This window comes from Kitasatospora sp. NPDC059599 (genome assembly GCF_042735125.1).
Classification (GTDB): Bacteria; Actinomycetota; Actinomycetes; order Streptomycetales; family Streptomycetaceae; genus Kitasatospora.
This window is the reverse complement of sequence record NZ_JBHWCL010000136.1, coordinates 1-26,866: the sequence shown is the minus strand read 5'-3', so window position 1 is coordinate 26,866 and position 26,866 is coordinate 1. Positions and strand designations below refer to the sequence as shown.

Below are 26,866 nucleotides of genomic sequence, written 5' to 3'. Positions count from 1 at the left end.
GCGGACGCCCCCTTCTCCGTATGGATCTGCGACTTCTCCTTGGCCCGGCTGAGCGAGCGAAGCCGTGGCCAGGAGCGTCTTCGTCCTTCGAGTCCTTCGCCGGGCTGTGACGTCACTTCGGAACCATCAGTGTCCGCACCAGCGCAACCACCGGGCCCGCTACCGACGACTCGCTGCTTGATCCACGAGGTCAGTGCCGGCAATCTGCACCCGCCGCGCACTGTCCCCAGCCGAGCGCGATCCGCCCGCAGGTGCGCCCTTCGCCCTTGACCAGCGGGCCCGCAGCCTGCCCGCAGCCGCGCGAGTGCGCGTTCTACGCGTTCGGGTCCCACACGGCGAGCTGCTCCATCGGCTCGGGGTCGCCGGTGATCTCCACGCTGTCGAGCGGGACGCGGTCGTAGAAGTAGAGGACCAGCTCGCTCGCTGCGCCTCGCATCGCCATGTCGCCCGGCTCCGCGTCGGCGGCGAGGTCGTCGCAGCGGACGCCGTCGGCATTGAGGGTCAGGCGCCAGGAGCCGCCCTCGGTCGCGTGCAGGTCGATGGTCGCCGGCTTGAACGGCCAGGGGACGGTCGTCGCCGAGACGGTCGTCAGGAACTCGTCGACGCCCTCGACCGCGACGTCCGTCGGCAGCGGCTGTGCGGCCCCCTGGGTGAGCTGGACGTCGTAGGTGTGGACGGCGATCTCCTGGATCTGGTGCCGGGCCAAGGCTCCGCTGGTCTGCGGGGCCTGCGAGCGGCCCCACCAGGTCCAGCAGCCGCGGTCCGGGCCGGCCTCGCGCATCGCGTCGAGCATGAGCTCGGTCGACTCGGCGAGCCAGGCGTCCAGGGCTTCGCGGTCGCGGGGCGCGGTCGGGGCGCCCTTCGGGTCCGTCTTCGCCGGGGGCTCGGCGCCCGGGCCCGCCGCGACGATGGCGGCCTGGCGGCGGCGGCCGTCGCCGAGGTGCTGCACCAGTTCGCGCAGCGTCCAGTCCGGGCAGGACGGGACCTGGACGTCAAGGTCGGGTGCGGACGCGATCGCGGCGCGGAACGCGGTCGAGCGGTCCTCGATCAGCCGCAGGACCTCGGGGAACTCCAAGATTTTTTGCACGTCGGTTGTGTATCACGGGGCTTCAGCCGCCGGGTAGCGAATTAATTCCGCGCACTGCTCGCCACCCGGCGACTGCACCGGTGGTGAGGACGGCGCGCGGCTCGGCCGGGTTCGACCGAGCCGCAGCCGTGGTGACACTCGGTCACCGCATCCGGCTGGAGATCCACCCCCAGGGAGTCCTGCTGCTGCAGCCCCACGAGTGGAAAGCGCGATCCGTTGATCGTCTCGTCGACCACCAAGGGGGAACGGTGCTCCGACCGGACCTTGAGCGATGAGATGGTGTCGTCGAACTCGTCTCCGACGTACGCGGTGCTTCCGTGGAAGGTGGTGCCGGCGCCGGTGAAGTCGGAGTTGGCGTGGACGGTGACCTTCCAGCCGACACCGGCCTTGATCGAGCTGATCGTGTCGTTGCCCACCGAGCCGCCGTCGGTCTCCGGGTCGTCGTTGCCGTCGTGGAGCACGAGGCCGACGCCCTTGAAGTCGCGATCCGTGAAGATCTCGACAGCGGTTCCTGTGACGGAGACGATGCCGTCCTTGTTCGCCGGAGCCATGCTGCGAACCTCCAACGTCGAGTGAACAGCGCCAAGGCAGCTGTGATCACCGGCTTGGTCCGGCACACCCACGAGGACTGCCCCGACGACCACCGGCTCGTCTCCTCCGGATCCGGTCGGTCCTCAGGCCTCGTCGGCCCAGATCGCCCTGCGGCCGTCGGGCTGGATGTGGACCGTCATCGACATCTCGCGGTAGACGGACACGTCGTCCGGCTCGCCGACCTCGGCCCGCGCCTGGAACGCGGTCGCCGGGAGCAGCGGATGGACGCACTGCTCCGGGGGGCTCAGCAACGACTGGCCGGGCGCCACCACGACCCGCACACCCGTGCCCCAGGACCCGGGGCACGGGTGGATGTCGCGGGCGCGCACCCAGCCGACCTTGGCCCGCACCGTCACCGCCGCAGGACCGGTGTTGGTCAACAGGACCGCGAAGCTCAGGCCGGACTCGTCCACGCGGGTGCACGGCGTCCACGCGAGACCGTTGACGTACCGGACCCGCCCGCAGCGGTGATTGCCGCCGATCTCGGTCCGTGCCCCGGCGGCCGGGGAGAACAGCGGCAGATCCGGACGCTCCGGGGCAGCGGTCGACAGGTCTGCCGGGACGCTCGCGGCCGGCGGCTGCGGCGGTGGCGCCGACGTGGCCCGGTCCGTGCCGGTTCCGCCGCGCTCCGACAGGAGGAACAGCGGCGGGACGGCGGCCGCGACCAGGACGGCCGCGGCTGCGGGCAACCACCGGCGTACGGTGGCGCGGGGGAGGCGCGCGTCCATGGTGCGCGCCGCCGCAAGCCCCTCGACGGTGCCGCTCGTGATGCGCGCGCTCGGGGCCGCTTCCGTGTCCGCGTCCGCGCCGTCGTTCGAGTCCGCGCTGTCGTGCGCGTCTGCGCTGTCGCCCGCGTCCCCGCCGTCGGCGTCGCCGAGGTGGGCGACCACCTTCCGTCGCCACCCCGCGCCGCCGAGCCCCACCAGCCGGGCGCGAAGCGCGGCGATCTCCTCGCCGTGCCCGATCAGCAGGTCGGCCGTCGTGGCGGCGTCCGGACGCAGCACCTGGGCGAGCGCGGCCGAGTCGGCCGGTGAGGGCACCCGGTTGGCCTTCGCGACGAGGAGTTGCCGGTGCCCCTTCAGCCAGTAGGACAGCAGCGGCTCGTCGATCCGGTGCCCCGCCAGCTGCAGCCGGCGCACCAGGACCTTGCGCGACGGCCGCTGGGCGCCGTCGGTGACCCCCGCCAGGCACCGGGCCCACTCGTCCAGGGCCCGGGCGAACGCGCCCGCAGCCTCCTCGAAAGCCTTCTCCCGCTGCTCCACAGGCGTCCTCCCGGGTGGTTCGGCCTGCACCGCGAGCCGCTCATGTGCAGGTCAGCGCGGTGCAAGACAGAGTGCAAGTTCCACTGTTCCGCACCTGATGGACGGTCAACCCCACTGGCCGGGAGGCTCGGTGACGGCGCCGGAACCGGCCGGCCGTACACGGCGCACCGAGCCCTCCGTGCCAGGGCACACCACGGCCCGTCGCCCCGTCGCCCCGTCGCCCCGTCGCCCCGTCGCCCCGTCGTCCCGTCGCAGGGCGCAGGGCGCAGGACGAAACAAGAAGCAAGAAGCAAGAGCAGGTACAGGAACAGGAGCAGGACATGCGGACGAACCACTCGCGCTCCCACCGCGGCACCCCCCGGCAGGCCCTCACCCCGCTGCTGCTCGCCGCCGGCCTCACGGCCGCGCTCGCGGCCGGCACCGCGCCCGCGGCGCAGGCGACGACGCAGGCGGCGGCCCGGACGGCGGACAACGGTGTCCGGCTGGTCTTCGTCAAGAACCACGAGCACCCCGACCGCTCCACCCTCTCGGTCCGCGTCGGCGGCGAAACCATCGCCTCCTACCGGGCCGGCTCCGGCCTCGGCGCGAGCGCCGAGGGCCGCGACAGCTGCCGGACCAACAAGGGCTGGCTGCCCAACGGGACCTACCGGATCGAGGGCCACGAGCGCCACCGGGACCGCACCATCAAGGGCTTCGCCATCGCCATCGCCGACAAGAAGTGCTCCGACGGCACCCTGCGGTCCGACCTCTTCATCCACAGCGAGATGAGGGCGGACGGCAACCAGGGCACCACCGAGGCCACGCGCTGGGACGGCGACTCCGACTACCGCTCCTACGGCTGCATCAAGCTGAACCCCGACCACATCAAGGCGCTGTTCACCAAGCTGGACGACCGGGGCTGGCCCGCCACCCTGGAGGTCAGCGGCTGATCCGTCCACCATTGCGGGCCGTGGGGGGGGCGGGGGGGCGCGGGCCGGCGGCCGGCGGCCCCGCGGGCGGGGGGCCCCCGGCGCCCGGCGGGCCCCCCCCCGGGGCGGGCGGGGGGCCCCCCCCCCCCCGGGGGGGGGCGGGGCGGGGCCGGGCCCACCCCCCCCGCCCCCCCCGCGGCCCGTCGGCCTGTCGCCCCGCGGCTCCGGACGGCCGCCCGCAGTGTCAGCGCGTGTCGGCCCTGATCCCAGCCCGGCGCCGGACCTCTGCGGCCTGCTCGCGCGCCGCTGTTGCCTCTGCTCCGGCTCTGGCCCGGTCCTCCTCGAAGACCAGCGCACGGGCCGACGCCTCCAGGGCCCCGGCGATGCTCTCGCGCCAGTCGGCGAACTCGACGGAGTCGGCGTCGGGTGGCTGCTGCGACTTCACGAACCGGAGGTGGCTCAGGGCATGCTTGAGCGCGGGGTCGACCACGAGGCTTCCTTCGATCGGTACGCGGTCAACCCCATCGTGCCCCACCGTCACGGCGTGGACCGCGCGGTTCGGGCGGTCCGGGTGTGGTGGTCCAGCAGGCGGGTGAGCAGCTGGGTGAACTGCTCGCGTTCGGCCGGGTCCAGTGGCGCGAGCAGGTCGTCGTGGAGGCCGTCCAGGACCTCGTCGAGGTGCTGCAGGTGACGGCGGCCCCGGGCGGAGATCGTGATGATGTTGCGGCGCCGGTCCTCGGGGTCCGGCACCCGTTCGACGAGGTCGCGTTCGGCCAGTTCGTTGAGGACGCCGACCATGTCGCTGCGGTAGATGCCGGACCGCCGGCTCAGCGTGGCCTGGCTGCCGGGCCCGTACTCCTGCAGGGAGGCGAGCACGGCGTAGTGCCACTTGCGGGCGTCGACCCGGGCCAGGCCCTCGTTGATCAGGCGGTCCGACTGCGTGGTGAGCTGTGACAGCAGGCGGCTCGCCCGACGGCGCAGCCGGTCGGGGGTCTCGGGGGCGCCGTCGTCCGGCGTCCCGTCCTCGGGCGCGGCGTTCTCGGGCGCGGCGTTCTCGGGCGGATCCGGGGTTTCGGCTCTGGTCATGGGACCGTCCTCTCCATTGCGTTAGTAAGACTAACGATGTACGTTCGGTCGTGCCAAACCGTTAGTGAGACGAACGTTTGTCGAGAACGTGAGAGAAGGAAGAGCCGCCATTCCCACCACGACGCTGCAGATCCCCACCGAGGACGGCCAGGCCGACGCCTTCGCCGCCTTCCCCGACGACGGCGGGCGCCACCCGGGGGTGCTGATGTACGGGGACGCCTTCGGCATCAGGCCCGCGCTGCGCGAGATCGCCCGCGAACTGGCCGGGCACGGGTACTACGTGCTCGTCCCCAACTTCTTCCACCGGCACGGTCCGACACCGGTGGTCGACCTCCCCGCGCACATCGGGGAAGACGCCCGGCCCGCGCTCGTCGCCCAGGTGATGCCCTTGATCAGGGCGCACACCACCGAACGCGTCCTGAGCGACGCCGAGGCCTACCTCGCGTTCCTCACCGGCCGGCCCGAGGTCAGCCCCGGACCGGTCGCGGTGACCGGCTACTGCATCGGCGGCCTCCTGGCGCTGCGCACCGCCGCGGCCCACCCCGGCCGAGTGGCCGCCGTCGCCGGATTCCACGGCCCCGTGGGCGCGGACGGGCCGGACCGGCAGCGCCTCCTCTCCACGCTCACCGCCGAGGTCCACCTCGGCCACGCCGAATCCGACCTGACCCCCGAGGACCTCGGCGAACTCGACCGGGCCCTGGACGCCGCCGGTGTCGGCTACACCTCCGAGATCTACCCCGGCACCGTGCACGGCTTCACCATGTCCGACACCGACGCCTTCGACCCCGCCGCGCTGCAGCTCCACTGGGACCGGCTGCTGCCCCTCCTCGGCCGCACGCTCGCCACGGGCTGACACCCGCGCCGGCCCGCACGCCGAAGCGACGGAGACGGCGACTGCGACGGCGACGGTGACGGCGACGGCGACGGTGATCGCCGCAGCGCCCGCGCCCGCGCCCGTGCCCCGCGACGGGAGACCGCGTCCGGCACGGCTCCGCAGGCTTCGGCCCGCAGCCGCGGTCCGCCCGCCCGGAGCCCCCGGCGCGGGCGTTCCGGCTGCTGGGAGGGGGTGGGGCCGCCGCTAGGCTGTACGGCGGCCTTCGGGCCGAACAACGGGACACGGGGGAGAGTTCATGGACGGCGACGGGCTGCCCGGGTGCGCGAGGAGTGTCGACGAGGCCGTAGCCGGGCCGGCGTTGCGGGGCGCTGACCGGGAGGTGAGCTCGTGAGGACGTGGCAGCGGGTCCTCCTCGTGCCGGTCGTCGTGTCGGCCGTCGCGGGCACGGTCGGCGCGGTGTCGATCCACCGGATGACGACCGGCAAGCTCGACCACGGGAGGGTGTTCACCGCGACCTCGGGGCCGCTGACCGTCAAGGCCGGCGAACTTTTCTCGATCGAGGTGAGCGCGTACCGGACGGCGGGCGACATCTGGACCGTGGCCGACCCCGCGCCCGACTCCGCGGTGGTGCGGACCGTCGGTGACGAGTACGTCAGGACCATCGGGCTCAAGGACCTGCCCGGCCTCAGCGCGCTCGACGGAGCCGGCGCGCTCGGCTCGGGAGGCCACTACTACTTCGTCTTCCGCGCTGCCGGGAACCCCGGCCGGACCACCGTCACCCTGCACGTCGACTACCGCGACCACGAGGGCTGGACGTTCTCCGGCGAGCCTGAGCGGACCAGACGTCAGTTCACCGTCCAGGTCGACTGACTCAACCCCGACCCCAACCCCGACCCCGACCGGGTCGGTCGGCGGCCCCGGCCGCCTCGCCCCGCCGTGAGCGGTGTCGCGGTGGGGACAACCCCCGGACGGATACGCCCGCTGGCCGCACTGCGGGGGAGGGGTGACGGTACGTAGCGTCGCCGGCATGAGGTTCACCGAGCAGGGAGAGCAAGCAGTGCAGGGGGAACAGGCAGGACGGGCCGCGCCCGCAGGCGGGTTACGGTCCGCGCTCCGTCGGCTGGGCGCCGGCGCGGCCCTGGCCGTCCTGGCCGCCGCGACCGTGCCGGCGGGCGCCGCCTCGGCGGACGCCCGCGCGGACACGGGCTCGGCCCACCAAGGCGATCGCGGCCGCCTGGTCTCCGCCCACCCGACGGCCACCCTGGCCACGAAGGAGGACGTCGCCGCGGCACTGGCCGGCGCCGGGTTCGACGCGGGCACCGTCCGGTTCGGGACGGACGCCTACCGGCTGGAGTACCGGACCGTGGACCCGAGCGGTCGGCCGATCACCGCCAGCGGGCTGCTGATGCTGCCCCGCGGCGGCGGCGGTCGCGAGCTGCGGACGGTGTCGTTCACCCACGGCACGACCAGCTACCGCTCCGACGCCCCCTCGACCACGGTCACGGCGGGGTTCGTGTCCTCGCCCGCCCTCACGTACGCGTCCGCAGGCTTCGCCGCCGTCGCCCCGGACTACCTCGGTCTGGGCACCGGCCCGGGGCCCCACCCCTGGATGGACGTGCCCTCGGAGACGAGCGCCTCCCTGGACATGCTCCGGGCGGCCCGCGCCTTCGTCCCGAGCACGGGCCGGACCCTGGGCCACGACGTGCTGGTCACCGGCTTCTCCCAGGGCGCCTCGGCGGCGATGGGACTCGCACGGGCCCTGCAGGACGGCGGCGACCGGTGGTTCCGGCTCCGGGCCGTCGCGCCGGTCAGCGGCGCCTACGACTTCCGGCGCGCCGAGCTGCCCGCGCTGCTCGGCGGCTCCCTCGAACCGAAGTCGAGCGTGCTGTACTCGGCGTACCTCCTCGTCGCGTGGAACCGGTTGCACCACCTGTACGACACCCCGGGCGAGGTCTTCCAGGCACCGTACGACAGCACGATCGAGGCGCTGTTCGACGGCTCGCACACCGGCCCGCAACTCTTCGCCGGCACGCCCGGCACCATCGACGCGCTGCTCACCCCGCACGGCTTCGACATGCTGCGGTACCCGACCGGCCGCCTCGCCGAGGCACTCCGGGTGGCCGACGGTACCTGCGACTGGGCGCCGCGCGTCCCGGTCCGCCTGTACACGGCGGAGGCCGACGAGCAGGCGGCCGACGCCAACACCGACGCCTGTGCGGCCGCGCTGCGGTCGCACGGCGCGGACCCGGCGGTCGTCGACCTCGGCACCCCGGACTTCGCGCGGTCCCGGCACCTCGGCTCCAACGTCGCCGGCACGGCGGACATCGTGCGCTGGTTCAGCGGCCTGCGCTGACCGGTCGGCACCCCGCCCCGAGCCGCCGCCTCCGGCCGGGGACGGGCTGTCGGCCGGTTTGTCGGCCGGGCTGTCGGCCTGCTCTGGCAGTCTTGCCCGGTGCTGATCGACGGATATGACGGTGAACCGCTGGTGGCGGGGGAAGACCTGCTCGCCCGGCCGGGCTTCTGGGCGGCCTACCTCCTCTGGATGTGCGAGTCGGACGAGGAGAACGGTGAGCCGAGCGCGGAGTGGTTCGGAGCGGACGCGGCCGACGCCGGCGCCGCCTACCAGGAGTTGACGGACGACGGCGCCTGGCCCGTGTTCCGGGTGCCGTTCGGCAGCGGACACACCGCCGTGGTGGTGAGCCGCAACCTCGCCGACGACAGCGGGACGGACTACGTCGTCACCCACCCCGAGTGGCGGCGGCACGGCCACCTCGCCACCCTCGACGGACACCAGGCGGGCCCCGGTCTCTCCTGGTCGGAACTGGTCCACATCGCGAACACCCCCGACCGCGGGGCGCCGGGCGTCCACGACCCCCGTGCCCGGCTGCTGCTCCTGCTGCCCGCCCTCGGTGACGAGGACGCGCCGACGGACGCGGCGGACGTGATCGCCGAAGCGCTGGTCCGGGCCGGTGCGCCCGCCGGCAAGGCTCCGCGCGTGGCGGCGCTCCTCCTGGACCACCCCCTGTGGGAAGCGGCTCGGTGGTCGGCGCCCGGAGCGTCCCCGCTCAGCGGTGGCGAACAGCCCTTCGCGGGCATCCTCCACTGCGACGGCCCGTACAGTCCGCGCTGCGGGATGCAGCTTGCCCGGGGCATCACCCCGGAGCAGACCGAACGACTCGCCCACGCGCTCGGAACCCTGCCCGCCTGACGTCGACCGGTCCCTGCCGCATCGCTCCGCACCGCTCCGCACCGCACCGCAGCGCACCGCAGCGCTCCGCACCGCACCGCACCGCACCGCTCCGCACCGCATCGCACCGCTCCGCACCGCTCGGGCGTCGAGGGCGCACGCGGTCAGGCGTCGAGGGTGTGCCCCGTCGTCGCGTCCACGTGGGCGGGGACCTCGTCGTGGCGGTCGCCCACGCTGGGCGTGCCGGTCGGCTCGAACATGAGGATCGCGGCGCCGGTCGGGGCGGACGGCTTGTGCTCCGTGCCGCGGGGGACGGTGAAGACCGACCCTCGCGGCAGCACGACCGTGCGTTCGCCGGCGGGCTCACGCAGGGCGATGTGCAGTTCCCCGTCGAGGACCAGGAAGAACTCGTCGGTGGTGTCGTGGGCGTGCCAGAGGTGCTCGCCCTCGACCTTGGCGACGCGGACGTCGTAGTCGTTGACGCGCGTCACGATGCGCGGGCTCCACAGGGCGTCGAAGGAGGCCAGCGCCGTGTGCAGGGAGATGGGTCGGTTGCTCATGGGCCCATCCTGCGCCGCGACGCCCGACCGGCGTGAGTGCTAGGAATCGCACATGACGAAAGAATCCTCGCAGCACGTGCGCGCGGCGGGCGTCCACCGGGTGGTCGTGATCGTGGACGAGAACTCCAACCCCTTCGAGCTGGGCTGCGCGACCGAGGTCTTCGGCCTGCGCAGACCGGAGATCGGGCGCGACCTCTACGACTTCGGGCTGTGCTCCCCCGAACCGCGCACCCTGATGCGCGACGGGTTCTTCACGCTCACCGGGGTCGCGGGCCTGGAGGCGGCCGACACCGCGGACACCCTGATCGTCCCCAACCGCCCCGACCCCGAGGTGCCCCGCCGCCGCGCGGTGCTGGACGCCGTCCGGCGGGCGCACGCGCGCGGGGCACGCCTGATGGGCTTCTGCAGCGGGGCCTTCACCCTGGCCGAGGCCGGCGTCCTCGACGGGCGCAGGGCCACCGCGCACTGGCAGTGGGCGGACTCCTTCCGGGCCCGGTTCCCCGCCGTCCACCTCGAAACGGACGTGCTGTTCGTGGACGACGGCGACATCCTCACCGCCGCCGGGAGCGCCGCCGCACTCGACCTCGGGCTGCACGTGGTCCGCCGCGACCACGGCGCGGAGGTCGCCAACTCCGTCAGCCGACGGCTGGTCTTCGCGGCGCACCGGGACGGCGGACAACGCCAGTTCGTCGAGCGACCCATGCCCGACCTGCCCGACGAGTCCCTCGCGCCGGTCCTCGCCTGGGCACAGGAACGGCTCGACGCGCCTCTGACGGTGCCGGACCTCGCGGAACGGGCGGCGGTCAGCCCGGCCACACTGCACCGCCGCTTCCGGGCACAGCTGGGAACGACCCCGCTGGCGTGGCTCACCGCCGAACGGCTCACCCTGGCCTGCCGGCTCATCGAACGGGGCGAGAACCGCTTCGAGGTCGTCGCCCGCCGCAGCGGCCTCGGCACCGCCGCCAACCTGCGGGCGCTGATGCGCCGCGGGACGGGCATCACCCCGACCGCGTACCGGCGCCGCTTCGGGCCCGAGGCCGACTGACGCGCGCCCGGGCCGCCCGGCGGCCCGGGAAGCGATCGGCATCCGGCGCGCGTTGGCGACGCCGACCCCGACGCCCACCTGCCGGACCTGGTCTCCTCGCTCCTCAACCCCTCCAACCGGCTGGGTGACGCGGGCCACCGGGAGGAGGGGCCGGCCGTGAGCCGGGAGGCCGTCGGCCACTACCGCGCGCTGGCGGCCGCGAACCCGGAGGCCCACCTGCCGGACCTCGCGATGGCGTTGAACAACCTGGCCGCCGACCTCGGACAGACGGGCCGACGGGAGGAGGCCCGGGCGCCCATCCGGGAAGCCGTCGCCATCCGGCGCGCCCTGGCGCAGGTCAACCCGGCGCTCCACGAGGCCGAGTTGCGGCGATCGCTGCAGGTGGCAGCCTGGCTTGACGGGACCGAACCGCGCAACGCCCCACCGTCCGCGTCGCACTGAGGCAGCGGAAACCCCACAGGGCGCCCCGGCGGCTTGCCCACCTGGCGTACCGAGGCGCAGGGGCCGAGGCGCAAGGGGCCGAGGCGCAAGGGGCCGAGGCGCAGGGGACCGACGGCACGGGTGGGACGGCCCCCTGGCTATCCAGCGCTGTCAACCAACACTGCAGATCATCAGCCTGAGTGTGTGTCATTCAAGTAAGCCGAGTTGGCAGGTCTTGATCCGATACCGAGTGGTGGAGCAACCGCGCGATCATCGGCCTTCGGCCGATCCGGCCGAGCCACGCCCGTTTCGCGAAGCCTGAAGACTTGTCAGCACCCGCTGACGGCTCCGGCGCCCGCCCCGCCGGATTCGAGCGCCAAGGCGCGGGTGAGTGCGCCCTTTCCTGCCGCCGGTGCGGCCGAGCGGGTACGGTTGCCGCCTGTAACTGCGCGATCACCGGCTTCGGGGTGTGTCCAGTGGTGAAGATCGACAAGATCATCGGCCAGCGTGTCGAGAAGGGGCGGCGGCGAAGGGGCTTACACCAGGCCCGGCTCGGGGTCGAGGTGGGGCGGTCCGAGTCGTGGATCGGACAGGTGGAACGCGGGGTCATCTCGCTGGACAGCGTCAGCATGGCGGAGCGGCTCGCCCGGATTCTCGGCCTGACCGTTGATCACATCCTGGCCTTCGATGTTCGATTCCCTGGTGCAGCTGTGGTAGCACAGTCGGGCAGATCACAGGCGGCATCCCCGCCTTTGCCCCGCGCGACGGCGCCCGATGCGGAAGGCTCTGAGACTGTGCTTCGACGTACTTTCACCCTCGGTTCGCTCGCCGGCCTGACCGCTGCCTTCGCCAGCCTCTCGCCCGACGCCCAGGCCCAGGCCAGCCGACCCGGCACGGTCGACAAGGCGGTCGTGGACGAGCTGCGGTCGGTCGGAGCGTCCTATCGGCGCTCCTACAAGAGCTTCCCCGCCTCCAGCCTGGTGCCGGTCGCGCACCACCAGATCCAGCTGGTTGCCTCGCTCCGGCCGAAGGATCAGCCGGACCACCTGCGGACCTCGCTGCTGGCGCACATGGCCGAGATGGCCGCGCTCGCCGCGATCCTGCTTTCCATCGACCTCGGAGATCAGGAACAGGCCGACGCCTACAGCGACCTCGGCTACCAGGTCGCCAAAGAGATCCAGAGTCCGGAGCTGTGCGCGCTGCTGCTGGGCGGCCGGGCCTTCGGCACCTCCTACGGCGGCGATCCCGAAGGGGGCCTGGACTACGCACTTGCCGCGGTGGACGCCGCCGAACGCGGGGCCTCCACCCGGATGCTGGCCTGGACGCACGCGGTCGCCTCCGAGATGTACTCCTCCACCGGCGACGAGCACGGCTTCCGCACCTCTCTGGAGGAGTCCCGCACCATGCTGTCCGGCCCGATGGACGACGAGCGGTGGGGCGGCATCGCCTGGTTCGACGAGTCCAAGGCGTCCGCCTACGAGGGCAGCGACCTGCTGCGGCTGGGCAAGTACGAGGAAGCCCTGTTGTCCCTGGACCAGGCGATCGACAAGCTGGGGCCCGAGATGCTGCGGCACCGTTGCACCGCCCACATCGCCCGCGCCGAGGCACACGCCGGAGCAGGACACGTCGATGCCGCCTGCCAGGACGGACACGCCGCCCTCGACCTGGTCGCCCGCATCCAGCACCGCGAGAACCTGCGGCGCGTCGGCGACCTGCACCGCAAGCTGCGGCCGTCCAAGACCGCCGCCATCCGGAGCCTGGGCGAGCACCTGACCGACACCCGCTCGGCCCTCGCGGCGGCCGGCAGCCCGGCCTGAACCTCCGGGCGGTGGGGCCGGACCGAGAACGGTCCGGCCCCACCGCCTTTTCGTTTCCCCGCTGATCCTTCCCGTGAAGTGGTCCGGCTGCTGGTCACGTTACGCGCGGCCTCGCCTGGTCCAGACCGGCCCGCAGTGGGGATGCGGGCCCGCAACCCCACTGCGGATCTGATCTCCGCCGAGTCGGCACTGTGGTCTCTGCGCCGCCCCGAGGGAGTGAACAACCCCGGCTCCCTCGGAGCGGCCGGCCAAGCCGCAACGGCGTCCCCAGCCAGGGACGCCCGGACCCGGAACGGAGCCCCAGGTGACCGCCACCACCGAGCTGCGGCCCGCGACCGCCCAGCACCGGGGACACCACCGCGACCCGGTCGGGGCCGCGCTGAAAGCGCTGGTGGTGTCCGGCCACTGCGCCGTGCCCGGACTGCTCGGACTGCTCGTCAGCAACCAGCAGACCCAGCACCGGCCCGTAACCACGGCCACGATGCCGGACACCGAGTCGCCGGCCTGACCCCCACCCCGCGCTGACCGGCCAGAGACCGGCCGCGCCCTTGAACTCCTCCCCGACAGCGGGGAGGTGGCACCGAACCCGAACCGACCCAGAAGGAGTACCGACATGGCGAACAGCACCATGCTCACGCCGGAGGTCCTGGAGGCCGACCCGTTCGACCTCGACGTGACGGTCACCACCGAGTTCGGCGGCGACCGCATGCCGAAGGCGTGCGGCACCTCGGACGGATGTGCCGCGACCTGCGCGTCCTCCTGCGCCAGCGCGGTTTGATCCACCACACCGCTGGGGCCGGGGACTTCGCGTCCCCGGCCCCAGCGCCCACCCCTTCCGCCCCCCCGACAAACGGAGGAATGGATGAATGCCCGCCCGCTCTACCAGTACTCCGGTACGGCCGTCCTGCGGGCTGCCGCCGCCCCGCTGACCAGCCTTCCCTGCCGGTGGCCGGACCCGGCCGATCCAGCCTCGTGCCGTGCCTGGCTGGACGAGGTCTGGTCCGACGCCGGCTTCGCCGCCGCGATCAGCGAGGCCGGCACCAGCCTGGCCGAGCGCATCGACGCCATCGCGGCTGGCCAGCCGGTGAAACCCAAGCAGATCCGTCGGGCCGCCATCGCCGCCGCCCGCTACCTCCTTCGGGCCACCGGACGCCCCACCCCGTTCGGCCTGTTCGCCGGAGTCGCCCACGCCACCACCGGGCCTGCCCCGGAGCTGCGGTGGGGCACCGGGCACCAGCCCGTCGCCCGCGTCGACACCGAGTGGCTGGCAGCCGTCACCGACACCCTGGAGGCCGACCGTGGCCTGCTGGACCGCCTGGACGTGGTGTTCAACAACCTCGCCTCCCAGCGTGGTGGCCGTCTCCAGACCACCCGGGGCGGCCCGAACCGGGTGAGTATCCGCCGCACCAGCGTGATCCGCTTCGTGCAGGACGCCGCAGCCTTCCCCGTGCGCTTCGCCGCCCTGGCCGACAAGCTCGCCCAGACCGCCGGAGTGGAGCAGAACAAGGCTGCCGGTCTGCTGGCCGAACTCGTCCGGCAGGGCTTCCTGATCACCGATCTCCGCGCTCCACTGACCGTCACCGACCCGCTCGCGCACGTCCTCGACCGGCTCCACCAGGCCAACGCCGCGACGCTCCCGGCCATCGCCCCGGCGCTGGTCGAGCTCGCCGCGATCCATGCCGACCTGCACCGGCACAACCACGCCGGCCCCGGCACCGATCTGGCGGGTGAGCGCGAGGCGATCCGCACGCGGATGCGCCACCTGGCGACGGACGGGCGGACGCCGTTGGCTCTGGACCTGGTCCTCGACTGCGACGCGCGGCTACCCGACGGCGTGGTGCGGGAGCTGGAGCGGGCGGCCGACGCCCTGCTCCGGCTGACCCGCCAGCCGACCGGCGACGCGGTCTGGCGGAACTACCACTCGGCGTTCTGGGAGCGCTACAGCACCGGCGCCCTGGTCCCGCTGACCGAACTCCTCGACCCCGCCACCGGGCTCGGCTACCCGGCCGAGTACCCCGGAAGCACGATGACGGCGCCCACGCGGGGCCCGAACGAGCGCGACGAGCGGCTGCTTGCGCTGGCCTGGCAGGCGCTCGCCGACGGCAGCCGGGAGATCGTCCTCACCGACGAGACGATCGAAGCGCTGGCCGGCGACCAGCGCGTCGACGCTCGGCACATCGCTCCCCACGTCGAGCTCTCCGCCCGCGTCCACGCCGCCGGCCTCGACGCAATCCGGTCCGGCGACTACAGCCTCACGGTGACTCCGGCCCGCGCGGCCGGGACGCTGACCTCGCGGTTCTCCGTCGCTGCCACCGGCGCCGGCCTCGCCGAGGTCTACCGGGGGATGCCGACCCTGGTGGAGGGGGCCCTGCCCGCGCAGTTGTCCTTCCCGCCGCTGTTCCCGCACTCGGAGAACGTCGCCCGCATCCCCGCCTACCTACCGCACGTCATCGCGCTCGGCGAGCACCGGCCCGTGGGCGACGGGGTGGAGGTCATCGCGGTGGACGACCTCGCGGTCACCGCGACCCGCGACCGCCTGTACCTGGTCAGCGTTGCCCGGCGCCGCATCGTGGAGCCGCAGGTGTTCCACGCGCTGGCGCTGGACAAGCAGACACCGCCGATCGCCCGGTTCCTCGCCCACCTCACACGGGCGTTCTCCCCGTGCTGGACCGGCTTCGACTGGGGCCCGCACGCCCGAGCCCTGCCCTATCTGCCCCGCGTTCGCTACGGCCGCACCGTCCTGGCCCCGGCCCGCTGGATCCTCACCCCGCCAGACCTTGCCGACCTGGCCGCGTGGCGGCACCGCTGGCAGTGCCCGGCAGCGGTGGAACTGCGCGACGACGACCGCACCCTGCGGCTCACCCTGGACGAGCCGCTGCACGTCGCCATCCTCGCCGCCCACCTGCAGCAGGCCGGGCAGGCGTTCCTCACCGAGACCGCCGTCCCCGGGGACTTCGGCTGGCTGAACGGGCACGCGCACGAGATCGCTGTCCCCCTCGCGCGCTCGGGGCCCGGCGCCCCGTCGCCGCCGGCCGGGTCACTGCCGAGGCTCGATACCCGCACCCACGGGACCCTGCCCGGCATCACGGCCGGCCGCTGGCTGAACGCGAAGATCCCCTCCCACCCGGACTACTTCACCGAGATCATCACCGGCCACCTGCCCCAACTCCTCACCTCCCTCGACCAGCCGCCGTGCTGGTTCGTCCGCTACCGCAGCCCGAACGAGAGCGATCACCTCCGCCTGCGACTTCGTGTCCCGGACGGCGGGCACAGCACGGCCGCGGAAGTGATCGGTCGGTGGGCACAGCGGCTCCGCGACGGCGGCCTGGCCGGCGGTCTGGCCTTCGACACGTACGCCCCGGAGATCGGCCGCTACGGCACCGGCCCGGCGCTGGAGGACGTCGAGACCGTGTTCGCCGCAGACTCCCGCCTGGTGATCGCCCAGCTGCGGCACCTGCCGCAGTCGGCCGTGCACCTGAGCGCGCTGGTCGCGCTGAACATGGTGCACATCGCCGAAGCCTTCCTGGCACCCGGCACCGGCACGGGCTGGCTGGCCGCCCGGCCCGTGGCACCGGCCGTGGCGGACCGGGCCATCGCCGATCAGGTCATCCCGCTGGTCCGGTTCGGCTCGCACGCCGACCTGCCGGGTTGGACGGCCGAGGTCGCCGCCGCCTGGCAGGACCACGCGAAGGCCCTGGCCGCCTACCGGCAGAGCCTGCCCGACCACACCGACGCGGACGCCGTGCTGGAGTCCCTGTTGCACATGCACCACAACCGGGCCGCCGGCCTCGACCCGGAAGGCGAGAAGATCTGTCGCCACCTGGCCCGGCAGGCCGCCCGCGCCCGCCAGGCCACGATCGAAGGCGAGCCGTGAGCCCGGCACAGCCGCCGACGGACGAGCCGGAGCCCGGCTGGGGCCAGGCCCTGGCCGACGGCGCCCCCGGGATCGCGCTGGAGCACATCGAGTACGCCCGCTCCGGCACCATCGCCTGGCCGGACGTACACCGGTGGGCGGCGGCGATGACCCGCCAGCCGGTCACCGCGCTTCCCGACGACAGCCTGTTCCGCGGTGCCCCGGCCGTCGCGTTCGTTCTCAACACCGCCCAGACCCCCTGCTACACACGGGCCCTGACGGCCCTGGACCCGCACGTTGACCAGGTCACCCGCACTCGCCTTGAGCGCGCCCACGCCCGCCTTGATTCCGGGCTGTTGCCCGAGTTGCGGGAGTGGGACCTGATCAGCGGCCTGACCGGCCTCGGCGCCTACCAGCTGGCTCGCCACGGCGACACCACGCTGCTGCGGGACGTCCTGTCCTTCCTGGTCCGCCTCACCGACCCGGTCACGGTCGATGGCACTCTGCTGCCAGGCTGGTGGTGTGCGAACGGCCCGGCCGACCTGCCATCCCGGCACTGGCCCGGTGGGCATGCCAACGTCAGTCTGGCCCACGGCATTTGTGGGCCCCTGGCGCTACTGTCGACCGCGATGAGACACGGCATCAGCGTGCCCGGCCAAGCGGACACGATCGCCTGGATCTGCGCGTGGCTGGACCAGCACCGGCAGGGAGACGGGGCGCGGTCCTGGTGGCCGGGCATGCTCTCTCTGGTCGAGTGGAAGGCCGGAACGGTCAACCAGCGCGGCCCGCAGCGGCCGTCCTGGTGCTACGGCACCCCGGGCCAGGCCCGAGCCCAGCAACTCGCCGGACTCGCCCTCGACGAGCCCGACCGCCAGCAGCTCGCCGAAGACGCCCTCGTCGGGTGCGTCAGCGACCCAGCCCAGCTGTTCGACCTCACCGACGCCACGTTGTGCCATGGCTGGGCCGGGCTCCTACTGACCACCTGGCGGGCCGCCGCCGACGCCCGCGACGACCGCCTCACCCGCCGGCTGCCGAGGCTGCGGGCCCTGATGGACCGCTACCTGCACAGCGGAGGCCGACCAGAGGCTGCCGGACTGCTCGAAGGCACGGCCGGGCTCCGCCTCGTCCAGCACACCATCTCTGTGACCTCCCCGCCCGCCTCTCGCTGGGACGCCTGCCTGCTTCTGGCCGGCTGACCGCGAACCGCCCTGCTACGGAAGGACAAATCCGCTGATGAGCACCGCTACCCCCGCCTCGCCGAAGACACTGCGGGACCGCATGGTCGACACCATCGCGGCCACCCACCCCCTCACCCCGGCGGTCGAAGACGCCCTGCGAGTGGTCCCGCGGCACGAGTTCGTGCCGGACGCCACGGCCGAGCAGGCGTACGCCGACCAGAGCGTCACCATCAAGCCCAACCCGGCCGGCGGCCTGCCGCTCAGCTGTGCCTCCGTCCCATCGCTGGTCGCCGACATGCTGGTGTGGCTGCGGACCCGCCCCGGCGACACCGTCGTGGAGATCGGCGCCGGCACCGGCTACAACGCCGCCCTGCTGGCCCACCTGGTCGGCCCCGACGGCAAGGTCGTCACCGTCGACATCGACGAGGACGTGACCGCGCACGCTCGCCAGACGCTGGAGGCCACGGGCAACACCGCCGTCACCGTGCTGACCCGCGACGGCGCACTCGGCGCCCCCGAGCACGGCCACCCCGCCCGGATGATTGTCACCGTCGGCGCCTGGGACATCCCCATTGCCTGGTGGGACCAGCTGGAGCCCGGCGCCCGCCTCGTCGTCCCGCTCAGCTGGCGCGGCCAGGCCCGCTGCCTCGGCCTCGACCGCCAGGCCGACCGGATGGTCTCCGACGTGGTCGAGCTGTGCGGCTTCGTCCCCATGCTCGGTCAGGACGGCGAACGCACCGCCGCCATCGACACCGACGGCCTGGTCACGCTGCACTTCGACGCCGACCAGCCGATCGACCCCGCCGTCCTGCGTGGAGTCCTGGACCAGCCGAAGACCGCCGTCGCCTCCGGCGCGACCATCCGCGGCGACGAGTCCTTCGACGGCGTCTGGCTGCGGCTGAGCGCCGCCGACCCTGCCACCTGCCGCATGGCCGCCGACCGCGCCGCCATCGACAACGGCCTGTGCAAGCCCGCCATCCCCAGCCGTAGCCCCGCCCTGGCCGAAGGTGACTCCCTTGCCTACCTCACCCTGACCCGCCGCGAGATCGAAGGGTCCGTCCGCTTCGAGCTCGGCGCCACTGGCCACGGCCCGGCCGGCCGGCACCTCGCCGACCGGCTGTGCGACCGGATCCGCCTGTGGGACGGGGCTCGGGACGCCCGGCCCACCATCACGCTCCACCCCGCCGGGACGCCGGACGACCAGACCGGCGGCGGGTACATCATCGACAAGCCCGGAGTCCGGATGACCATTTCCTACTGACGGGCACTGCCGCTCCGCGTCGCCAGGCCGCAGGCGGACGCCCGACATCCAGGCCAGACGCCTCCGACATCGATTCATCTGAAAGGGTGAGTCGATGTCGGAGGCGTCTGCGCAAAGCTGGCCTTGGCGTACCTCATCGCGCTGCGCAGCGTCGCGCGGAACGGGTTGACGAACACGCCGAGCCGGCCTCGGAGCAGCGGCCGGGTCGCTCCTGGGGCGTCGCCCGGAGGATGTCGCGCGGGCGGCTCGCGGGGTTTTCCCAGGAGAAACTCCCGCGCCCGCGCGACATCCTGGCGGCCCGCGTAGTCATGAGGGGTATGCACGGGGATCGCGAGACGAGGGAACGGGCGGGGACCGAGTGAAGTCTGCACGGGAGAACGAGTACGTGGAGTTCGTGGCCGCGAGGGGGAAGGCGCTGTACCGCTCGGCGTACGTCCTCGCGGCGGGTGACGCGCATCTGGCCGAGGACCTGGTCCAGGAGACCCTCAGCCGGGTGTACGTGCACTGGAAGCGGGTGGCCGGTGCGGACAACCCGGCGGCCTACGCGCAGACGGTGCTGGTCCGCACCTTCCTCAGTCTGCGGCGTCGGCGGAGCAGCACGGAGCGTCCCGTGGGGAACCTGCCCGAGGGCGCGGCGGCCGGGCCGGACACCGCGCTGCGGCTCACCCTGCTGGACGCGCTCGGCCAACTCCCGCCCCGCGACCGGGCGGTGCTCCTGCTGCGCTACTGGGAGGACCGCAGCATCGAGGAGACCGCGCAGATGCTCAGGCTGAGCAGCAGCGCTGTCCGCTCGCAGGGCACCCGGGCGCTCGGCAGGGTGCGTGCGCTGCTCGGTGACAGCCTGGCGGACCTGGTTCCGCACTGAGCACGCCGAGCACACCGAGCAGGTCGCAGCAGTCGCACAACCCCCCATCAGTACACAGACAAGGTGACGCCGGAATGCCGTTCGAAACAGACCTCGCACGTGCCCTCGACCGTACGACCGATTCCCTCGATCCCGACCTCACCGCGCTCCTGGGCGGAGCCGTCGAGCGCGGGCGCAGCCGCAAGCGTCGGCGCGTCGCCGGCGTCGTCGTGGCCGGGGCCGGTGCCTGCGCCGCGATCGCGGCGGTGGGCCTGGTGGTTCCCGGAATGCTCGGGAGCCGCCTCGGGGGATCCGACCGGGAGATGACGCCGATGGCGGCGCCCCGGACCGCGATCACCGACACCCAGATGATCCAGGCCCTGGAGGGCACGTTCCCCGGGGGCCGGTTCAGCGAGGAGAAGGGACAGGGCAACGACCCCGCGGACCCGTCCCGCGGGCTCGTCGCCAACGGCAGCCTGCTCCTCGACGACGGGCAGGGCCTCGCCAGCGTCGGGGTCTCGGCGGTGCGGCTCCAGCTGCCGCTCAGGGACGGGGACGGGCTGAGCTGCGACCAGGCACCCGCGCGGGCCGACGGTGACACCTGCACGCTGCGGGAGCTGCCGAGCAGCGCCGAGATCCCCGGCGGGGCGCTGGTGATGTCGGAGCGGAACGTGGCCAAGCACACCGGCAGCGTCGATGCCGCCCACCGCTGGACGGTGACGGTCACCCTGAAGGCGACCGGTGCGCAGCTCCAGATGGTGCAGTGGAACAGCACCGGCGGTGGCACGGGCAGCGAGGTGCCGAAGCCGACGCGGGCCGCGCCCCCGCTCACCGAGCAGCAGGCGGTGGCCGCGCTCACCGGCACCACCTGGGCACCGATCCTCGCGGCCCTCGGCTGACGGTTCGCCGGGGGCCGGGGGCGGGACCGGGGGGCGGGGCCGGGGCCCAAGGAGGCGGTGGTGGTGCTCACTTGGGACCAGAACGGCCTTTCCGATGTCTTGACGAACTCATGACACTGGCGGACCATCATGCTGGCGCGCGCCTCACCTCCTCCACCGTTCCGCCCCCACGGACCCCCACAGGAGGACAGTCATGCGACTGCCCCGCCGAGGGAAGCCCGCTGCGGCCACCGCCGTACTGCTGGCCCTCGCCCTCGCCACCCCGATCACCGCCCGGGCCGCCTCCTCCGACCGCCCGGTCGTCCCCGCCACCACGACCGCCGACACCGACTTCGGCACGGACTTCGGCACCGAGGCCGACTACGGCACCGACGCGGCCCGGCAGTACCGGCTCGACGGCCCCCGGACCGTCGCCGAACGCACCGCCGTCGCCGCCACCGGCGCCTCCGTCGACGCCGTCCTACCCGACGCGGTGGTGGTCACCGCGACCCTCGCCGAGACCGCCCGGCTGCGGGCGCTCGGCTGGTCCCCGGTCGCGCTACCCGGCCCCCGTTACGGTGACGGGCCCGGCGGCGAGGCCGTGGCCGGCGCGGTGTACGACTTCCCGCAGGCCGACTCCGGCTACCACAACTACGCCGAGGCCACCGCCGACATCGACGCCGTCGTTGCTGCGCACCCGGACATCATGAGCAAGCGCGTCATCGGCACCTCCTACGAGGGCCGGCCGATCGTCGCGGTGAAGATCAGCGACAACGTCAACACCGACGAGAACGAGCCCGAGGTGCTGTTCACCGCCCACCAGCACGCCCGCGAGCACCTCACCGTCGAGATGGCGCTCTACCTGCTGCACGAGTTCGGCGACAAGTACGCCACCGACAGCCGCATCGCCAACGCCGTCAACAGTCGTGAGATCTGGGTGATCCCCGACCTCAACCCGGACGGCGGCGAGTACGACATCGCCACCGGCCGCTACCGCAGCTGGCGCAAGGACCGCCAGCCGAACGCCGGCAGCAGCAGCGTCGGCACCGACCTCAACCGCAACTGGAACTACAAGTGGGGCTGCTGCGGCGGCTCCTCCGGTTCCACCTCCAACGAGACCTACCGGGGCAGCGCGCCGGAGTCGGCCAAGGAGACCAAGGTGGTCGCCGACTTCGTCCGCAGCCGGGTCGTCGGCGGCAAGCAGCAGATCACCGCCGCCATCGACTTCCACACCTACAGTCAGCTGGTGCTCTGGCCGTTCGGCTGGACCACCACCGACACCCCCGCCGGCATGACCGCCGACGAGTACAACACCTTCGCCACCCTCGGCCGCACCATGGCCGCCACCAACGGCTACACGCCCGAGCAGTCGAGCGACCTCTACATCACCGACGGCGCGATCGACGACTGGCTGTGGGGCGCCCAACGGGTCTTCGCCTACACCTTCGAGATGTACCCCGGCCCGAGCGGCAGCGGCGGAGGCTTCTACCCGCCCGACGAGGTCATCGGCCGCGAGACCAGCCGCAACCGCGAAGCGGTCCTGCGGCTGGTGGAGACGGCGGACTGCGTCTACCGCGCGATCGGCAAGCAGCAGCAGTACTGCGGCATCCCCGCCTGACCGACCGCCACACAGGCGCGCCGGGCCGGTCGGGACGGGTCGGGACCGGCCGGACCCGGTGGGCCGCTCGTAGCCGGAGAAACCCCCGGATGCCCGGACCGCTCAGCGGCCCGGGCATCCGGGATACCGTCCGCCGTCCGCCCGGTCGTCCCCGCAACCGCGCCCGCCGACACGGACTTCGGCACGGACTTCGACACCGAGGCCGACTACGGCACCGACGCGGCAACGGTTGTCGAGCTGATCTTCTCCTTACGCTGAGCTCATACCGTTGTTCGATGCAATGAACAGAGAACTGTGGTTGCAACTGGCACAGTCGCGGCACTTCCAGCAGATGATCTGGCCTTGCCAGTAAGGTCGTTGATGGGTGTGCCGGAGGCGACTGGTGTATCAGATGCGCGAGGCGACAGCCGCAGACGCTGGGGCGATTGCCGAGATGGTCAGGGCACGGTCTGCGTGGCTGTCGGTGAGGAGCCTGGGCGAGTGCGCCGACATGGCTGAGGAGTACGGCTCGCAGGCCGGAAACCCGGCCTTTCCGGTGTGGGTGCTGGAGCACGAGTCCGATGGCGTTGTGGGCTGTACAACACACTTCGGGAACGATGCGCTTCCGCCGTGGGGCTTCACCGAGGAGGAGCGTGCCGAGTCCACTCTGTTCCTGGCAACCACCTTCACCAAGCCGAACCCGCACCGGCTCGGCCGGTTGATCGCATGGTGGTCGCTCGACCACGCCGCCCAGCAGGGCCTGCGGCGGGTGCGTCGGGGAACGGGGCAGGAGCAGCTCTCCCGGTACTACCAGGAGGGCCAGGGCTGGGACCTGGTGCGGGTGGCCGAGCGACATGGTGCAAAGGTCTTCATGCTGCAACGGGAGGCCGAGCGTGTCCCGGGTCTCGCGGACATGATGGCCGGCCGCGGCCTCTGACCGACGCGTCTGCGGCCCCGGCGAAACCTCGCCGGGGCCGCAAACGTTCTCAGCGCCGGACGAGTGCGGAGTCGGCCAGGAGTGCGAAGACGACCTCGTGGTCACCGTCCACCGGAGTACCGGCCCCCAAGCGGTCCGCGACGGTTGCCAGACCGTCCGGGGCGATGAGTCCGGCCTCGATGAGAGGTGACCCTGCGTCGAGGATCGTCCGGATGCGGGGAACCCCGTGCCGGCGCATCGCCATGGTGATGATCTGCCGGAAGTTCTCAGCGATCGGCGGGCGGGCGACCTGCGGCGGCATGCCGGTCCTCCCGATCACTTCGCGCAGGAGCCGCTTCTTCTCCCGCCATTCCAGTGGTGTCCACTCGCAGAACCTGACGAGGAGCGGGTCGGTGAGCGGGTGGACGGGCCAGATGCCGCGTTGCATGAACGCGGGGCCGCACACGGTCTTGGCCATGAGAGCAGTCTCCGGGACGATCGCGGCCGGCGTGATGGCGGTGTCGATGTCCGGCAGTACAGGCCTTCGCGGCCGGTCCCAGCCATGGCGGGGTGTCGGGCCGCTCGAAGCCTCCCCACCCTCCGTGGTCCTCGGCTTCCGTGGTGGCCATCAGCTCGTCGCCGCCGATCCCGGTGAACACAGCCCGGACGCCGTGGTCGGTGAACCGGCCGGACAGGGTGTCGAGCGCGTCGGCGTAGATGTCCTGGTAGGGAGAGATCCAGGTGCGGCGGCTGTAGCGGGACGTCGGCCCGTACGGCAGGTGATCGGTGGCCCTGACGGTCACGGACGACCATCCGGAGGCGATGTGCTCCAGGATGAGCGAGCAGCGCTCGGACTGCTGCACGCCCCGTTCGGCATCCAGAATGACAGTCCCCGCTGTCACGCCGGCCCCCTCCGGGGCTGTCCGCAGGCCCAGGGCGACGACGGTGGAGTCCATGCCGCCGGAAAGCTGCACGGCGGTCCTGGAGCCCTTCCACGGAATCCGCGACACTGACCGGCTGAGGAGGTCCAGGAACAGGGGCACCGGATCGGCGCCGGTCTGGAGGGACCTGGCCCGGGAGTGTTCGGCGGGCTCGGGGAACTGGATGATCAGCGGGCCGTCCTGGCCGAAGTGCGCGGTGGAACGCTCGGTGAGGAGCCTGATGTCCTGCCAGAACGTGGCGGCGGTGTACCGGGCGCGCAGGGCGAGGTGCCGGGTGACGGCCAGGTGGTCCAGCCGGTTGTGGTCCTGGTGGTCGCGGAGGTTCATCAGATCCCACGAGCCGTGCAGTACGCCGTCCTCGGCAGCCAGGTACTGGGGGGCGGTGCACTCGGGTCCGGTCTTGATCCGGATGGCCTGGCCGGGGCTGATCTCCATGGTGACCCAGTCCCCGCGGCTGGCCCGGATCTCCCGGAGCCTGCGGCCGTACGAGGCAGGCGAGACCTGTTCGATATCGGGCCGTCCCGGGGCGGTGTCGGCCAGCCTGACGGAGGCGATGAAAGCGGTGTGGATGCCGTCGGTGAGGGCGGTCTGCTCCGTCAGCTCGTGTCGGTACGGAGCGATCCAGGAGGATCCGCAGCACCAGCGGTCCACCGACCATGCCCACTCCCGGTCGGTGGTGATGTCGTCATGGGTGACGCGGAGATGGAACATCGCGGCTGTCCTTCGTACGTCGGGTGGGAGGTGGACGCGGACCGGCTGCAGCAGCGGGGGCTGCTGCGGCCGGCACGAGGCTTCGTCAGACGGCCGTGGTGTCGTACGTCTGCACGGAGTCGGAGCTGCCGGAGATCTTCTTGTAGCTGTACCGGTCGGTGGTGTCCATGACCTCGTAGGACGGCTCGTCGCCGAAGATCCGACCGGCGGCCTCGATGAGCATGGTCTCGTCGGTGATGTTCACGTAGCGGTTCCCTTCACCTTCATCGGTCGGCTTCCCCACGCCAACGCTTGACAGCCGGCGCAGGGAAGCCCAGTACCTGCGGGATTGCAGGCACCGGCGACGACCGGGGGTGTACCTGGATGGCCGGCCGCCGCCCGACCGGACAACCGCCGCACCGGCACTGCGCGTAACTGCCTCGTCATGATCGGGAGTTGAAAGCATTGAATTCAGGGGCAGAATGTCCGGCATGCCACGGACACGCCGTCAGAACAAGGCGCTCGGATGTCTCTTGTACCAGGCTGGTTGGGACCACGGGCAGTTCACCCGTGCCATCAACGCGGCCGGAACACGCGCAGGGCTGACCTTGCGGTACGACAACTCATCAGTGAGCCACTGGCTGAACGACGGAACAATCCCTCGCCGGAGGACTCAAGATCTGATCCTTGACGTCCTATCGGTCAGACTCCGACGTCCCATCACGGCGGCGGATGCCGGGTTCGGCGAACCCCGGCTTGACGACGCGGACGCGGATCTCGTTACCGGACTGATGGACCTGGCACGTGCGGACATGGACCCTACCCGGCGATCAGTACTTGGTGTCGGCCTCTACTCGGCTGCTGTGGTCTCGGTACCGGGATGGCAGGACGTGGTTGGCAGGATCGACATGATCAAGACCAACCCGCACCTGCGGATCGGTCAGCGCGAGGTCGAGTCCGTCATCGCGATGACGGAACTGGTCAGTGGCATTGATGACCAGCAGGGCGGACGGTATGCACGGCCCATGGCAGCTTCGTTCCTGGTGAACGCCATTGGCCCGTACCTCAAGGCCGAAGCCCCGGATGAGGTTCGTAGGGCACTGCTGTCGGCCGCAGCCGACCACTGCTACCTGACCGGTTACATGGCCATGGACGAACGTCTCGACGGCCTGGCCAACCGGTACTACCTCAAGGCGCTGGAGTTGTCCCGTCTGGCTGGTGACGAGCTGACCTTCTGCACGACTCTGCGAGGCATGAGCGTCATGCACGGCGACCTTGGCGACGGAGTCACGGCCATCAGACTCGCCCGGAGTGCATCCGCAGCCTCCCCACAAGCAGGACCCCGGATGCGAGCATTCCTGGCCGGCCAGGAGGCACATGCCGCAGCGCTGACCGGAGACAGAGCACTTGCCATGCTTCGGATCAAGCAGGCGGAGAGTGCGATGGAGAAGGCCGAATCCCAGGCCAAAGCGTTCGGATCATACGACCCATCGGCCTTGCATTACCACATCTCGCAAGTCCGCTACGAACTTGATGACTTGGACGGTGCGATCAAGTCGATGCAGGAGTCCCACCAGGCCCGCGAGCCTGCCTACCGGCGCACAAGGGTTCGATACGGGGCCATGCTTGCCGAACGCAAGTTCAAGGCCGGCCGTCTTGACGAAGCCTGTACGGACTGGCACCGCGTCCTGGACGAATACCCGCTCGTCCAGTCAGGACGCGTTGATGACCGGATCCGCGAGATGCAGACCCTTATGACGCCTCACCTTCGCAACCCGTCGGCCCGTGAACTTCACGACCGGTCTCGTTCCATGGCAATGTGAGTCCTCCGGGTCGCGATCGTCGTGCTCACGCTCACCATCAGCGTGTACGGCCACGCCGTGATCGTCCGGCTCTACCTGCCGATCACC

27 protein-coding genes and 1 pseudogene are annotated in these 26,866 nt (G+C 72.2%); 19 read left to right on the top strand and 9 right to left on the bottom strand.

All coding sequences use genetic code 11. From position 1 onward, the window contains the following. Positions 1-313: 313 nt before the first annotated feature. Genes ACFV04_RS34150 through ACFV04_RS34140 form a run of 3 tightly spaced genes read right to left on the bottom strand, consistent with a single transcriptional unit; the run spans position 314 to position 2,940 of the window. Positions 314-1,087 carry a maleylpyruvate isomerase N-terminal domain-containing protein gene (locus ACFV04_RS34150; protein WP_380349637.1) on the bottom strand — a complete coding sequence of 258 codons (774 nt, stop codon included), beginning with the start codon at positions 1,085-1,087 and terminating at the stop codon, positions 314-316. Positions 1,088-1,128: 41 nt separating this feature from the next. Continuing rightward, positions 1,129-1,731, bottom strand: coding sequence for a hypothetical protein (locus tag ACFV04_RS34145; RefSeq protein ID WP_380534764.1), 603 nt, complete (start codon positions 1,729-1,731; stop codon positions 1,129-1,131). A gap of 30 nt (positions 1,732-1,761) precedes the next feature. Continuing rightward, positions 1,762-2,940 carry a hypothetical protein gene (locus tag ACFV04_RS34140; protein WP_380534762.1) on the bottom strand — a complete coding sequence of 393 codons (1,179 nt, stop codon included), beginning with the start codon at positions 2,938-2,940 and terminating at the stop codon, positions 1,762-1,764. Between the two features lie 320 nt (positions 2,941-3,260). Between ACFV04_RS34140 and ACFV04_RS34135 the strand changes: the two genes are divergently transcribed. Continuing rightward, the gene (locus ACFV04_RS34135) at positions 3,261-3,869 is read left to right on the top strand and encodes a L,D-transpeptidase (protein ID WP_380534760.1); all 609 of its coding nucleotides are present in this window, start codon (positions 3,261-3,263) and stop codon (positions 3,867-3,869) included. Positions 3,870-4,092: 223 nt separating this feature from the next. On the opposite strand, the gene ACFV04_RS34130 is transcribed toward ACFV04_RS34135, so the two are convergent. Next, positions 4,093-4,338, bottom strand: coding sequence for a hypothetical protein (locus ACFV04_RS34130; RefSeq protein WP_380534758.1), 246 nt, complete (start codon positions 4,336-4,338; stop codon positions 4,093-4,095). A gap of 47 nt (positions 4,339-4,385) precedes the next feature. Further along, positions 4,386-4,934, bottom strand: coding sequence for a MarR family winged helix-turn-helix transcriptional regulator (locus ACFV04_RS34125; protein ID WP_380534756.1), 549 nt, complete (start codon positions 4,932-4,934; stop codon positions 4,386-4,388). A gap of 109 nt (positions 4,935-5,043) precedes the next feature. Here ACFV04_RS34125 and ACFV04_RS34120 point away from each other — a divergent pair, with 109 nt between their 5' ends. From ACFV04_RS34120 to ACFV04_RS34105, 4 genes are all read left to right on the top strand, one after another. Then, positions 5,044-5,787, top strand: a complete 744-nt coding sequence (locus ACFV04_RS34120) for a dienelactone hydrolase family protein (RefSeq protein WP_380534766.1) — start codon at positions 5,044-5,046, stop codon at positions 5,785-5,787. 369 nt (positions 5,788-6,156) lie between these two features. Further along, positions 6,157-6,639, top strand: coding sequence for a protease inhibitor I42 family protein (locus ACFV04_RS34115; protein ID WP_380534754.1), 483 nt, complete (start codon positions 6,157-6,159; stop codon positions 6,637-6,639). Positions 6,640-6,796: 157 nt separating this feature from the next. Next, positions 6,797-8,122: an alpha/beta hydrolase family protein gene (locus tag ACFV04_RS34110; protein ID WP_380534752.1), complete on the top strand. Its 1,326-nt coding sequence runs from the start codon at positions 6,797-6,799 to the stop codon at positions 8,120-8,122. 99 nt (positions 8,123-8,221) lie between these two features. Next, positions 8,222-8,977 (top strand): hypothetical protein, encoded by a 756-nt coding sequence (locus ACFV04_RS34105; RefSeq protein ID WP_380534751.1) that lies wholly within the window; start codon positions 8,222-8,224, stop codon positions 8,975-8,977. Between the two features lie 143 nt (positions 8,978-9,120). Here ACFV04_RS34105 and ACFV04_RS34100 read toward each other — a convergent pair whose 3' ends face one another. Beyond that, complete coding sequence (locus ACFV04_RS34100; RefSeq protein WP_380534749.1) at positions 9,121-9,516, bottom strand: cupin domain-containing protein; 396 nt, start codon at positions 9,514-9,516, stop codon at positions 9,121-9,123. Positions 9,517-9,568: 52 nt separating this feature from the next. On the opposite strand from ACFV04_RS34100, the gene ACFV04_RS34095 reads away from it, so the two are divergent. From ACFV04_RS34095 to ACFV04_RS34035, 13 genes and pseudogenes are all read left to right on the top strand, one after another. Further along, positions 9,569-10,561 (top strand): GlxA family transcriptional regulator, encoded by a 993-nt coding sequence (locus ACFV04_RS34095; RefSeq protein WP_380534747.1) that lies wholly within the window; start codon positions 9,569-9,571, stop codon positions 10,559-10,561. A gap of 156 nt (positions 10,562-10,717) precedes the next feature. Then, complete coding sequence (locus tag ACFV04_RS34090) at positions 10,718-11,002, top strand: tetratricopeptide repeat protein (RefSeq protein WP_380534745.1); 285 nt, start codon at positions 10,718-10,720, stop codon at positions 11,000-11,002. Between the two features lie 446 nt (positions 11,003-11,448). Beyond that, positions 11,449-11,643, top strand: a pseudogene (locus ACFV04_RS34085) (multiprotein-bridging factor 1 family protein); the annotation flags it as partial. Positions 11,644-11,775: 132 nt separating this feature from the next. Then, the gene (locus tag ACFV04_RS34080; protein ID WP_380534768.1) at positions 11,776-12,798 is read left to right on the top strand and encodes a hypothetical protein; all 1,023 of its coding nucleotides are present in this window, start codon (positions 11,776-11,778) and stop codon (positions 12,796-12,798) included. A 304-nt stretch (positions 12,799-13,102) separates the two neighbouring features. Continuing rightward, positions 13,103-13,306, top strand: coding sequence for a hypothetical protein (locus ACFV04_RS34075; protein WP_380534743.1), 204 nt, complete (start codon positions 13,103-13,105; stop codon positions 13,304-13,306). A gap of 105 nt (positions 13,307-13,411) precedes the next feature. Beyond that, positions 13,412-13,576 carry an FxLD family lanthipeptide gene (locus ACFV04_RS34070; RefSeq protein ID WP_380534741.1) on the top strand — a complete coding sequence of 55 codons (165 nt, stop codon included), beginning with the start codon at positions 13,412-13,414 and terminating at the stop codon, positions 13,574-13,576. Between the two features lie 84 nt (positions 13,577-13,660). After that, the gene (locus ACFV04_RS34065; protein ID WP_380534739.1) at positions 13,661-16,672 is read left to right on the top strand and encodes a lantibiotic dehydratase; all 3,012 of its coding nucleotides are present in this window, start codon (positions 13,661-13,663) and stop codon (positions 16,670-16,672) included. Continuing rightward, complete coding sequence (locus ACFV04_RS34060) at positions 16,669-17,847, top strand: lanthionine synthetase C family protein (protein WP_380534738.1); 1,179 nt, start codon at positions 16,669-16,671, stop codon at positions 17,845-17,847. Before ACFV04_RS34065 ends, ACFV04_RS34060 begins: the two co-directional genes overlap by 4 nt. Before the next feature lie 37 nt (positions 17,848-17,884). Continuing rightward, positions 17,885-19,090: a methyltransferase, FxLD system gene (gene fxlM / locus ACFV04_RS34055; RefSeq protein WP_380534736.1), complete on the top strand. Its 1,206-nt coding sequence runs from the start codon at positions 17,885-17,887 to the stop codon at positions 19,088-19,090. A 358-nt stretch (positions 19,091-19,448) separates the two neighbouring features. Beyond that, positions 19,449-19,955 carry a SigE family RNA polymerase sigma factor gene (locus ACFV04_RS34050; protein ID WP_380349605.1) on the top strand — a complete coding sequence of 169 codons (507 nt, stop codon included), beginning with the start codon at positions 19,449-19,451 and terminating at the stop codon, positions 19,953-19,955. A gap of 74 nt (positions 19,956-20,029) precedes the next feature. Then, a complete protein-coding gene (locus ACFV04_RS34045) occupies positions 20,030-20,833 on the top strand; it encodes a hypothetical protein (RefSeq protein WP_380349603.1) in 804 nt (267 codons plus the stop codon). A 193-nt stretch (positions 20,834-21,026) separates the two neighbouring features. Then, the gene (locus tag ACFV04_RS34040; protein ID WP_380349600.1) at positions 21,027-22,430 is read left to right on the top strand and encodes a M14 family metallopeptidase; all 1,404 of its coding nucleotides are present in this window, start codon (positions 21,027-21,029) and stop codon (positions 22,428-22,430) included. Between the two features lie 382 nt (positions 22,431-22,812). Continuing rightward, on the top strand, positions 22,813-23,346 hold the full coding sequence (locus tag ACFV04_RS34035; protein WP_380534733.1) for a GNAT family N-acetyltransferase: 534 nt from the start codon (positions 22,813-22,815) through the stop codon (positions 23,344-23,346). Between the two features lie 49 nt (positions 23,347-23,395). Here the strand turns inward: ACFV04_RS34035 and ACFV04_RS34030 are convergent, their stop codons facing one another. The 3 genes from ACFV04_RS34030 to ACFV04_RS34020 all read right to left on the bottom strand — a co-directional run bounded on the left by ACFV04_RS34030 (position 23,396) and on the right by ACFV04_RS34020 (position 25,221). Next, entirely contained in the window at positions 23,396-23,647 is a 252-nt protein-coding gene (locus ACFV04_RS34030; RefSeq protein WP_380534731.1) for a hypothetical protein, read from the bottom strand. Further along, positions 23,613-24,701, bottom strand: coding sequence for an asparagine synthase-related protein (locus ACFV04_RS34025; protein ID WP_380534730.1), 1,089 nt, complete (start codon positions 24,699-24,701; stop codon positions 23,613-23,615). Before ACFV04_RS34025 ends, ACFV04_RS34030 begins: the two co-directional genes overlap by 35 nt. A 361-nt stretch (positions 24,702-25,062) precedes the next feature. Next, positions 25,063-25,221, bottom strand: coding sequence for a hypothetical protein (locus ACFV04_RS34020; RefSeq protein ID WP_380534728.1), 159 nt, complete (start codon positions 25,219-25,221; stop codon positions 25,063-25,065). 643 nt (positions 25,222-25,864) lie between these two features. On the opposite strand from ACFV04_RS34020, the gene ACFV04_RS34015 reads away from it, so the two are divergent. After that, complete coding sequence (locus ACFV04_RS34015) at positions 25,865-26,779, top strand: transcriptional regulator (protein WP_380534726.1); 915 nt, start codon at positions 25,865-25,867, stop codon at positions 26,777-26,779. Positions 26,780-26,866: the final 87 nt, after the last annotated feature.